The 10,926-nt window shown below is 36.3% G+C and carries 9 protein-coding genes; 1 reads left to right on the top strand and 8 read right to left on the bottom strand.

The window, feature by feature from the left end; translation table 11 throughout:
• Window positions 1–26: 26 nt before the first annotated feature.
• The 7 genes from ACH2CJ_RS14980 to ACH2CJ_RS14950 all read right to left on the bottom strand — a co-directional run bounded on the left by ACH2CJ_RS14980 (window position 27) and on the right by ACH2CJ_RS14950 (window position 7,908).
• Window positions 27–914: an IS3 family transposase gene (locus ACH2CJ_RS14980; protein ID WP_394993757.1), complete on the bottom strand. Its 888-nt coding sequence runs from the start codon at window positions 912–914 to the stop codon at window positions 27–29.
• A 2-nt stretch (window positions 915–916) separates the two neighbouring features.
• Window positions 917–1,351: a hypothetical protein gene (locus ACH2CJ_RS14975; protein ID WP_394993756.1), complete on the bottom strand. Its 435-nt coding sequence runs from the start codon at window positions 1,349–1,351 to the stop codon at window positions 917–919.
• 4 nt (window positions 1,352–1,355) lie between these two features.
• Window positions 1,356–1,625 (bottom strand): LytTR family transcriptional regulator DNA-binding domain-containing protein, encoded by a 270-nt coding sequence (locus ACH2CJ_RS14970; protein WP_394993755.1) that lies wholly within the window; start codon window positions 1,623–1,625, stop codon window positions 1,356–1,358.
• Between the two features lie 13 nt (window positions 1,626–1,638).
• On the bottom strand, window positions 1,639–2,388 hold the full coding sequence (locus tag ACH2CJ_RS14965) for a hypothetical protein (protein ID WP_394993754.1): 750 nt from the start codon (window positions 2,386–2,388) through the stop codon (window positions 1,639–1,641).
• An 80-nt stretch (window positions 2,389–2,468) separates the two neighbouring features.
• Window positions 2,469–3,653: a hypothetical protein gene (locus ACH2CJ_RS14960; protein WP_394993753.1), complete on the bottom strand. Its 1,185-nt coding sequence runs from the start codon at window positions 3,651–3,653 to the stop codon at window positions 2,469–2,471.
• A 165-nt stretch (window positions 3,654–3,818) separates the two neighbouring features.
• Complete coding sequence (locus ACH2CJ_RS14955; protein WP_394993752.1) at window positions 3,819–6,302, bottom strand: WD40/YVTN/BNR-like repeat-containing protein; 2,484 nt, start codon at window positions 6,300–6,302, stop codon at window positions 3,819–3,821.
• A 7-nt stretch (window positions 6,303–6,309) separates the two neighbouring features.
• A complete protein-coding gene (locus tag ACH2CJ_RS14950) occupies window positions 6,310–7,908 on the bottom strand; it encodes a hypothetical protein (protein WP_394993751.1) in 1,599 nt (532 codons plus the stop codon).
• A gap of 163 nt (window positions 7,909–8,071) precedes the next feature.
• Here ACH2CJ_RS14950 and ACH2CJ_RS14945 point away from each other — a divergent pair, with 163 nt between their 5' ends.
• Window positions 8,072–10,186, top strand: a complete 2,115-nt coding sequence (locus ACH2CJ_RS14945; RefSeq protein ID WP_394993750.1) for a histidine kinase — start codon at window positions 8,072–8,074, stop codon at window positions 10,184–10,186.
• Here the strand turns inward: ACH2CJ_RS14945 and ACH2CJ_RS14940 are convergent.
• On the bottom strand, window positions 10,161–10,793 hold the full coding sequence (locus ACH2CJ_RS14940) for a response regulator (protein ID WP_394993749.1): 633 nt from the start codon (window positions 10,791–10,793) through the stop codon (window positions 10,161–10,163). The genes ACH2CJ_RS14945 and ACH2CJ_RS14940 overlap by 26 nt on opposite strands.
• Between the last annotated feature and the right edge of the window lie 133 nt (window positions 10,794–10,926).

The following is a 10,926-nucleotide window of genomic DNA, read 5'->3' as shown; positions in this document are numbered from 1 at the left end:
TGTCTTGTCCTAAAATAAGTTTACAATTATAGTTGAAAATCCTGATATAGGTTTACAGTTGATTTATTATAATAATTTTTCCAGTATCTTTTCAATTTTCCATCAAGTAGATGAGCTTGATTTGGAGTTAAAAGGGCGACGCTCATGTGCGGTCTTTCATCATTGTAAATCAATACTATCTCTTTTAGCAATTTTTGTGCGTGTTCCAAGTTTTTGACAATCTCATTCGGCAAAAGTTCATTTTTTAGAATACCGTTTACCCTTTCAGCAATTGCATTTTCCAAAGGGTCTCCATTTTGTGTCATGCTGATTTTTATTTGATAATCCTGCAATACGTTTACATATTCTTGTGAACAATATTGAATTCCTCTGTCAGAATGATGAATTAGACTTTCTAAATTTTTAGGCATATTTGTTAATGCTATTTTTAGAGCTTCGACCGAACTAATTGCTAAAAGATTATCAGCCACATGATAACCAACAATTTTTCTTGAGTAAGCATCAGTAATGAGTGAGATATACACAAATCCGATTTCTGTTTCTAAGTAAGTAATGTCAGCAACCCATATTTGATTAGGCTTCATTGGCTCAATTCCTTTAATTAAATTAGGGTATTTTCGTAACCAATGAGCAGAAAAAGTTGTTTGAGCCTTTCTCTTTTTTCTCCTCACAAGCATCCCATTTTTCGCTAAAAGGTCAAAAAGTGCATCCCTACCTACTTTTATTTGATGTTTGACTATAAATGTCTCAAGTATTCCATACAACTTTCGTGTGCCTATCATTGGTTGCCTTTTACGAATTGTTCTTACTTCTTGTATGAGTAATTCTTCTTCAATCTGATAGTCACTTTCTCTCCAAAAATATTGATAATATGCTTGTCGAGTTATGCCAAACAAACTACATAAACGACCCAAACCTATTTCGGGTCGAGTTTCTTTGAGGGCGTAGATTGTTTGGCAACGAACTTTTTTCTGATGTCTATTTTGAATTCTTGTTCGGCAATTTCTATCATCTTTTGATAGGCATCAGCCCGCAATTTAGCCTCAGCTAACTCCTTTTTTAGTCTATCAAGTTCTGTTTCACAAAATTGTACTATTCCTGGTTTTGGCTGTGGCATATTTAAACTTAATTGTTCACTTTGTGTTAACGTTTTTGGCTTGTCTTTTATTCCAAATTGCCGCAACCAAACTACTATCATCGTCTTACCTTTGATGCCGTTTCGTAGCTGTACTGCTAATTTTGTTTCATTTCCATTCAAATATTCGTGGCATACTCGCCACTTGAATTCTGAATCATAATGTAACTTGTGTCGGTTGTAACCCGACCCCTTGTTTGTCTTGGTTCTTGCCATTTGTTTACATAAATTTGTGTAAACCTATTTCAGGACAAGACAGTAATGTTCCCCGATTAATTCTCGTAAAGCCACCTTTTGTTGAAAGCTTTTGCTCATAAGTCTTCATGGTATAAGATGCCAACAAGATTTGTCCACTTTTTAAATGAAACCGTGTGTAGTTTTCATAACTTTTGAGGTAAACAACCTCTTCGGGATGAACACTCTTTTTGCGATGATTAAACCACAGCATTTCGGAGTTATATTTTTTTTCTCTATTTATAGTATTTTTCATGGTTTCGGAGGTTTTATAGACAAACGTATTCGTATTTATTCACTTGGCTTGTTATTTTGCCAGTTTGGTCGGTGTATTTTTCGGTCAAAGTTTTTACAAAACCATTGATATTTTGCTCATACGAATATTCGTATAAATCGAATTTCTTATCTGGATAAGTGATTTTATAAGTTTTTACCAAATTATTTGAGAACTTTCCATAAAAATCAGGGCGATTTTGATTGCCAAAATTATCAACTTTATTGAGCTTGTCTTCGTAGTAAGTAAAATCTTCGGTATAGCTCAAAACCTTATTTGTAAAGGTCAAACCTTGTGTTCGATTATTATTGAGATAGCTATAAGTAGTATTGGTATTTTGACTTGCGTTAGGGTAAGTTGTCGCATTACTTATCAAGTATCCATTATTATCATAGATATAGTTAATAGAATAACCTTCGGTAACAAATCGCAAGAAATAACCTTTGTCGTTCAAAATAGTATTGAAAGTATTGCCTATGCTACCATCGGTAAAATTACGGGTAATTAATAGCTCGGTGGCGGACTTATAAGTATAGTTTTCGACTAAACCTTTACCATCGGCTCGATAAACTTTCGAGATTTTTCCATTGACATATTCAATGGTCATCGCCAAATCCCCGAACGATTGTTTGGTAATTTTAGCGATTTTGTCGCAAGCGAAATCACTGGTAGCAACTTCTGATTTCTTGCATGAGAAACCAAAAAGTAATGCGGCTAAAAAGATAAAAAGTGTGTTAGTTTTCATAGTTATATTATTTTTTGCTTTTATCTAAGCGATTTTCTAAAGAATTTGATAAAATTAATGAGTTTTTTATGTTTGTATTTTTAGTATGAATATGTTATTTTGACTCCATAAATGGCCATATTATTACTCCACACATTTGACGATACTTTTATAAAATATGCTCTATTTGAATTATCGATGGATAATTCGGCGGGAGATAATGTTAAAGATGCACTTTGGATTCCAGTTACAGTTCCTAAATTCCTAGATGCAATTATTGGGTTGCTTACCGACCCCGCACTACTATTTGCTAAAACCTCAGCACCCAACTCTACTCTTAAAGTGTTTGTGGGGTCTGAGTTTGTATAAAAAACAACTACTTCACTAATACTAACACCAGTTGGCAGATTTACTGGGGCAACCATAATAGAAGACCCCGAAGTGAAATTTGCAGAATTGAAGGTTTTAAAAAATTGAGCAGAGCCATTGGTAAGTGACTCAAAAGCACCACCAGTAATAGACCAAACTTGCGGCTGAAAATTAGAGAGAAGAACACCAGTAGGACTGGCTAAAACCATTCTAAAACCCGAACCGACCATAGAGGAAGTTGAAATTTCACCCGAACTATTTACTCCAAAACGCCAAGCATTTCCGATGTAAAAACCTACCTTATTATCGGTTTCCATGCCAAAAAATGTTCCATCAGCACTGCTCAAACTATTGGTAGAATTGCTCAACCAAAGTCCCGAAGTACTTCCATTATGCCGAATTCTCATTCTGCCGTTTACGTCTAATAATTCATTCGGATTGCTATGCCCAATACCGACACTTCCCAAACCTGCCAAATCGTTGATAAAAACTTTTGAGCCAGTTTTACCACCTCTGATGTAAGTGCCTTCATTTGTAGCATAATTGAAATGCGAAATCCATTGCGTGCCACGAAAAGCCGCCGTGCCACTTGTTCCTGTGCCTCTTTCTACGTCCAACTGACCATCGGGTATAAGATTAAAACCGATACCTAAACGCCCGTTGGTCATCAATGTCATTTGAGGTCCTCCATTGTTTGTCGCAAAACTTAAATTATTGTTAGTTGTGGTTCGAAGGAAAGCAAAGTCTTGATTTACCCAAGTGCCAATTCCTACCAATCCATCAATGTTACGATGTTCAAATCCTTTACCTGATTTTCGGATTTCAACCGTTTTGTTGGGGTCGTTTGGCACAATGGTTACAGACTGTCCAAACATTTTTAGACTAATCAATAAAAAGAAAAATAAGATTTTTTTCATGGGAATAAAGTTTAAGAAAAGATTTCTACAAAGGTCTGTTATTATATTGCATCAGTCAATTACGGTAAACCGTGATTATTAATAAAAAACGCAAATAAAAGCCTGTTTTCTTCAAAAAATGTAACACAATTTGATGATGCCTTATAGTAAAGTTTGTGATTTTGATTATCTTATTCCTCCGCAACCATCAATATAGGCTTTGAAATGCGTGCCAGCTTTTACTTTAAAACCATTGGTAAGCCTTACTTTGTAGCCCGCATCATATCTTACCTTTTTATTTAATTGTAATTCAGCTTGTGAGGTGATCGCATTACTAACCTCATAATGTTTCGAACCATTAGAATCTACAAATAAACTCAAATCGCTTGGGCAAGTATTCAGAATCGCCGTAAAAGCTCCTCGCCCGTGGGTGGCAACGGCAATCATATTATCGGCAGAGCGATAAAAAAGCATGTCACACCGTACGTGGGCAAGTAGTTGGTCGGTTGGTTCCCAACCAGGGTTTGCTCCAGTTATGTTCATCGTTGACCATACTCCCGATTCGGTGGCAATTAAAACTTGATTTCGATTGGTAGGATTAAATAGGCCATATCTGACAGGAATATTGGGCAGCCCGTGGGTTGCAGCATCTTTATCAATCCAAGTTGTGCCGCCCGTGTTGGTATATCTCACCGAACTGGTATTATAGTTTGAAAAAATAGCCAAAATCTCATTATCATCAACGCCAACGTCAATACATGAAATATATGTATTGCTGGCATTTCGCAAGATTGTAGCCGTGGCGGTAGCAAGATTAACACTCGAAATACGGTAGATTCGCCCATCGCCACAGCCAACAATAATAGTATTGGCTGCCCGCCCAACTTTTATAAAACTAACGGGTATGGCAATATTGATTTTAAAAGTATTAACGGTGCGAGTACCGCCCATGCCTGTAACCCGATAAAATCTTGTATAAATATTTCCTGCTTGTTGGCTACTGTCTCGAAAGGCAAAAAAAGTATTATTTATGTCGTCGTAATCGCAAGGATTATAGAATGCTGCTGTGCCACCATTTATAAATTGAACAGGAGTATTGGTGCCATCATAAAAATAATGACTAATATATTGTGTTGATAAAATTCTGATATTAGGCTCATTGTTGTCAATAAAGCACCGCCAACCGTCAGAACCTAGTACCTCGTTTCCTGTGCCAACATAAGGGTGGTCGGTGCGTATTGTGCCATTGTCTTGTGTGCCACCGATTAGATAATTATCACCTGCAATGTTTTTCATGGCTACATGATAAGGCTGTGTAATACGAAGATTTCGGTTTCTATCTTCAAAGGTAACACTGGCCGAAGCAGTAGATGAGTTACCGAAATTGGTGGAATAATAAACCCCTCCATCATTACTGATTAGCACATTATTAGCATCATTAGGGTCGAATTTTAGTCCGTGTTCGTCGGCATGAACAGGAAAGCTATCATATACGTGCCAAGAAGTGCCACCATTGGTTGTTCGAGCCAAAATAACACCTCCTGCAATAACAAGGCTGGAATTGGTGGGATGTACCGCCAAAATTAAATCGTACCAAGCTTGATTTCTTGTAAAATGGTCATTGACATTGCCCGTAAAACTCGGAATCGTAATATTAGACCAGTTGGCTCCGTTGTCACTACTTTTCTTGAACCATAATACACCATTGCTATTGTTAGTAGTATCGTTTTGGCAGATGGCATAAATTACTTGACTATTACCACTTGTAGATGGAGCAAGGGCTATTTCGGTTCTTACTCCCCAAATGCTATTATCGATAGGTGTAATGAGCGACCAAGCTGAGTAAGCGGCATTTGTTGACCTATATATGCGTCTAAGCCAAGGATTATTATTGCCGCCCCATTGCCTCATGACTACGTAGAGCGTACCGATGCTCGAAATCTCCATATCGTCTACAAAGAAACCTGATGGTAAGTTGCTTACCATCAGCCAGTTATCGCCATTGTCGTCGGAGTACGCTACGCCATGATTACCACCCACGAAAATTCTTCCTGACGAATTTACAATAACTTTCTGCACACTTCTAAATACCGCCTTTACATCAGTATCAGTATTATCATGGTTTGGCACTGTGTTAGGTAGTCGGTTCCAAGTAGCACCGCCATCTTCGGTTCGCCACATGCCACCGCCCAATACTTGGTCGAGGTTGCCAAAACCTTCACCAGTACCTACATAAAAACGTTGCGTATTGGTAGGGTCATAAGCAATAGAAGTAATTGCAAGATTTTCCCAAAAATCATCTACTTTTGTCCAATTAGTATTGATATTTGATACATTGGAGTTGTACCAAAGCCCTCCTGCAACACTACCTGCCCAAATTTTATTGGTGGTGTTGGGGTCGAACATAATGGCTCTTACTCTACCACCAATATTACTTGGCCCTCGTTCTTGCCATGCAATATTGGGAATGGCTGTTTTTGGACGATTTCTAAAGTAGGCATCAATTTGTTGATTAGCCCTGTTTAACTCACCAAACGGAATTTTTGAGCCATCGGGTGGGGCAATGCGGCGGTATTCAAACTCGGCTCTTCCTTGTGGAGAATCTTCTTCTTTTTGCTGCCCGAAGGCAAAAAAAGAAATAAATGACAAAAAATATAGAATTTTCTTCATGGCGTTATTAGTTTTGAGATTTAATGGCTTTCAATTCGCTTTTCAAAACTTGGTTTTCATCTTCTACTTTTTGCAACCTTTTATTAATTTCGATTAAATAAAGTGTTAGTTCTTCAATTTTTTCCATTTGAAGTTTTGCCATATTTCCTAAGGCAAGTGATTTGTTTTCAATGTCCTCTGCCTTCGGGATATTTGGCAAATGACCATTTTTAGTAATAAAATTTTCAATTTCCTGTAAAGGTTTTAACTTATAATTTGGCTTAAAAACATAATCGGGCCACGGCGTGATCAAAACCTCCAATTCTGTACAAATAACTTTGCCATCAACACTCATTTTGTAGCCTGCTGGCGTGGTTGTGCCTCCAACTTGCAGTTGCTCGGAAGTTGTAAGAGTAACGGCCGCATTGCCGTTATTAACAAATAATACCAATGGGTGATTTGACAGAGTGCCGTACCAACCCGCCCCATATCCTACGTATGTTCCAACCTGAATACCTGCATTGTTGGCATGAACAATTCCTGCTCCGTTGCCTATGGTATTTACCTGTAATTTATAGTTTGGCGAAGCTGTACCGATACCCACATTGCCCAACCCTGCTAAATCATTGATTAAAACTTTAGCATTGTTTTTACCTCCTCTAATATAAGTAGTTTCTTCAGTAGAGTAATTAAAATGTGATGTCCAACTTGTTCCATAAAAAGCCGCTGTGCCATTGGTGCCAGTTCCTCTTGCTACTTCCAAAGTGCCATTAGGATTATTGATTCCAATTCCAACATTTCCGCTACCCTCAATTCTCATTTTTTCGGTCAAAGAAGCACTTCTACCAACCCCAAAAATAATATTATCACTAACTGTTGGCACATAAAACTGAAATGCCGCTCCTTGCACTCCAATTCCATAATGATTGTCGGTAGCGAGAGTGTTACCTCCCCAAAAAGATATTTTATCTCCAAGGGCACTCGGAAAAGTGAGTGGGTGCTTGGGTGTCATTGTGCCGATACCCATTTTTGTATTTACCAAATCGAAACCAAATTTCCAGTTGGAAACTGTACCCATGCCAAAAAAACCAAAAATATCGTCGTTATACATTCCGGCAAATGTACCCTCGGCATTATCAGATTTGTTGAACCATAAACCCGCAGTATTACCAAAATGCCGAATTCTGGATCTACCATTGATATCTAAAATATAATTTGCTGGCGTTATACCTATTCCAACATATCCATCTTGATTTATCACCATTCTTTCAGCTTTGATAGTAGAATTATTAGGCGTTGTTTCAAAAGTGATCGATGTCCCGTTTGCAGTATTTGTCCAAGCTTGGGTAGCTTTGAATCTAATATTTGCTCTTGATGTAGAGAAACCGCCACCCGTATAACCTCTTACGCCCAATTGAAAAATTATATCATCAGTAGCTAATGCTGTTGGCGAAGCAATTGTTCCATTTGCCCTTAATCCAATTATGGAAGGATAAATAGAATAGCTTTGCATCGTAATATCATCTAGAATAGAATTTTGTTTGTTCATGGCACTTGGCGTTAAAAGAACCGACTGCCCAAACATTTCTAAGCTAATAAATAGAAATAAGAATAAGGTTTTTTTCATGGGAATAAAGTTTAAGAAAAGATTTCAACAAAGATCTATGATTAAATAGCATCAGTCAATTACGGTAAACCGTGAATCGTATCACGGGAAACCGTGATTTTTTAGTGCTTTTTGATGTTTGTATAAAATAAAAAGATAATTTTAGGGTAAAATCATGCCCTATATGAAGAAGTTTCTATCGCTGCTTGTTCTCTATTTTATAATTAATATTAGCTCAAAAGCTCAATTGCCTAATTTGGTAGAAATTGAACAGTCCAAACAACGCCTCAAAGAAATTGGTGTTTTAAAAGTTACTGTGGTCAATGATACATTAGAAATGTTTTATTTGAATAAAATATGCAAAAACTATTCTTTGCTGAGTCGAACTTCCGCTGATTCGGGCTTACATTATGCCGAAAAACTTTATCAAAAATCCATCATTTCCAAAAACAATGTATATCAACTAAGGGCTTTATTTTATTTTTCTAATTTTTACTTAAAAAAAAACCTTTACACAAAAGCCTTAGAAACTAATTTGAATACCCTAAAAAAGTGTGAAGAAACAAATATCGAATGTGATGATATTTGGAAAATAAACCTTCGTTTTGGGCAGATATATTATAATATAAAGGAATATGAAAAAGCTACAAGTTACCTCGAAAAAGCCATCGAATACTTAGTAGCAAAGCCTAAACTAACTCCTGATTTACACCTTCAATTGGCTGAATGTTATAGAATTGCAGGAGTTTCTTATCAAATATTAGGTCGGAAAGGAACAGCCAAAAACATGTTTTTGAAAGTAATAAAGCATTGCGAATTGTCAGAAAACGATATTCAGATTGCTTTTGCAAAATCTATAATGGGGGATCATTATCTACATGCTGAACGCAATATTGCGGAAGCTAAAAAGTATTTCGATGAAGCTGATTCTTTGTTTACAAAAAAAAATTATTTACAAGGAAAAGCTTCATTGTATTCGAGTTATGTAACGTTATTTAAATTAAAAAAAGATTATGAAAATGCCGAAAAATATGCCGAATTGATGCTTGAAAACTCCATTAATTCACAAAACAATACGGTCAGGTTTCAAGCATTAGTAGATTTGTCGGAAATAAACGAATCAAAAAATAATACCGAAGTCGCCTTTGAGTATTATAAGAAAGCCATCGCTCTGAGAGATAGTATTCAAAAAGAACAGCGAATAAATGATTTGACCGAAATACAGAGACGATATGATATTGAAAAAATGCAGATTCGTTATGAAAACGAAAAACTAATACAGCAAAAAGGAACAGATTTCCTGCAAAAACAATATGAAATTACTAAACTAAGAAGTGAAAAATTAGCTCAAGATTTTAGTTTAGAATCTATCAGTCGAAAACTCGAAAACGAACATGCTCTTGCTACTCAACAGGCTTTAAAAATAGAATCAGATAAACAAAAAAACGAGCAAGAAAAGTTAGCTAAACAACTGAAAGTTAATGATTTGTCGAATAAATTGACACTTGAAAATCAGCAACAAAAATCACTTTTGTTAGTTATTGGCTTGATTACTCTACTTGGGGTTTCAGCAATTGCTTATAGTTTTATTCTACGAAAAAAGAACAAAGAGTTGTTGAATAAAAACCATGAAATTCAAGAGGCTTTGTTGAAAGGTCAAACGATTGAGCGTAAACGAGTAGCCTCGGCATTGCACGACAACATTGGGTCATTATTGTCGGCAGTTCGAGTGAGTTTATTAACTTTGAATAGCGGTAAATTACCAAATCACGACCAAAAAATATACACTCAAATTCAGGAGATGGTAGAAAATGCTTGCCGAGAAGTACGACTAATTTCGCATAATTTACTACCCGAAGAACTCGAAAAATATGGTTTAGAAGTTGCTTTGCAGAAAATGATAGAACGGCTTAATTTTTCAACACCCATTGAGTTTACCTTGAATACAAAAGGCTTAAAAGAAAACTTTTCTGGTGAAACAGCATTGGGCGACATTACTCTTGACCGAAAAACGGCTTTTCATCTCTACTCGATTTGCTTAGAACTGATAAATAATATTTTGAAACATTCGGGAGCGACAGATGCAGCGATGACTTTCAGAAAAAATGAAAAAACACTCGAATTATTTGTGAGAGATAACGGAAAAGGACTACAAAATTATTCGAAAGGGCAAGGCTTGATGAGTGTAGAAGACAGAGTAGAAGCAATGAGAGGTGTATTGGAAATAGAGTCGAAAATAGGAGAGGGAACTCGGACGCATATCAGCATACCTATTATTCAGCCAGCTTATGCCGCATAGCAAATTTGATTAGTCCAACAACATTTTTCACGTCCAATTTTTTCATTAAGCTCTTTCGATGGCTTTCTACGGTATTGACACTTACAAATAACAAATCGGCAATTTCGTTGGTCGAATATTCTTGAGCAACTAATTTTAAAACATCAATTTCACGAGCTGAAAGTTGAGCTAATTCTTTGATTATAAGTGATTTGTCTTTTTCTCTGGTAGTAATTATTTTTAGCACTTTTTCGCTATAATATGGCAAGCCTTGGTGTAGTTTTCTGATGGCTTCTTCCAATTCGGCTTTATCAGTATCTTTCAATAAATAGCCCGAAGCACCCGCTGAAATGGCTTGTCTGATTTTATAAGGTTCATCATCAATGGTCAAAATAAGTACCCTAACATCGGAGAATTGCTCATGAATTTTGGCAGTTAGTTCAATCCCATTCATTTCGGGCATTTGCAAATCTGAAATAACTACATCAACTTTATTCGTTTCCAAAAATGCCAAAACCTCCGCTCCACGCTGAAAAACGTTGATTTGTTCAACTTCTTTCATTTGTATTAGTAAAGAGTAAAGGGATTGCCCAAAAAGATGGTGGTCATCAACTAAGATTATCTGCATAAATTATTCTTTCACCCATATTTTTGAAGCAATTTAAAACTTTTCTTGTGATATAAAAAAACAAAACACTTAACCATCCTTCAAAACTCATACCATTTTCAACAATTTCCTCCTATCTTTGAAACAAATTCCA

The organism is Emticicia sp. (assembly GCF_043780375.1).
Taxonomy (GTDB): Bacteria; Bacteroidota; Bacteroidia; order Cytophagales; family Spirosomataceae; genus Emticicia.
This window is presented reverse-complemented; position numbering and strand designations above follow the sequence as displayed.

Excerpts from the sequence above, each read along its gene's own strand:
- ACH2CJ_RS14975 (WP_394993756.1), bottom strand. The coding sequence starts at position 1,351 with ATGGCAAGAACCAAGACAAACAAGGGGTCGGGTTACAACCGACACAAG.
- ACH2CJ_RS14970 (WP_394993755.1), bottom strand. The coding sequence starts at position 1,625 with ATGAAAAATACTATAAATAGAGAAAAAAAATATAACTCCGAAATGCTG.
- ACH2CJ_RS14965 (WP_394993754.1), bottom strand. The coding sequence starts at position 2,388 with ATGAAAACTAACACACTTTTTATCTTTTTAGCCGCATTACTTTTTGGT.
- ACH2CJ_RS14960 (WP_394993753.1), bottom strand. The coding sequence starts at position 3,653 with ATGAAAAAAATCTTATTTTTCTTTTTATTGATTAGTCTAAAAATGTTT.
- ACH2CJ_RS14955 (WP_394993752.1), bottom strand. The coding sequence starts at position 6,302 with ATGAAGAAAATTCTATATTTTTTGTCATTTATTTCTTTTTTTGCCTTC.
- ACH2CJ_RS14950 (WP_394993751.1), bottom strand. The coding sequence starts at position 7,908 with ATGAAAAAAACCTTATTCTTATTTCTATTTATTAGCTTAGAAATGTTT.
- ACH2CJ_RS14945 (WP_394993750.1), top strand. The coding sequence starts at position 8,072 with ATGAAGAAGTTTCTATCGCTGCTTGTTCTCTATTTTATAATTAATATT.
- ACH2CJ_RS14940 (WP_394993749.1), bottom strand. The coding sequence starts at position 10,793 with ATGCAGATAATCTTAGTTGATGACCACCATCTTTTTGGGCAATCCCTT.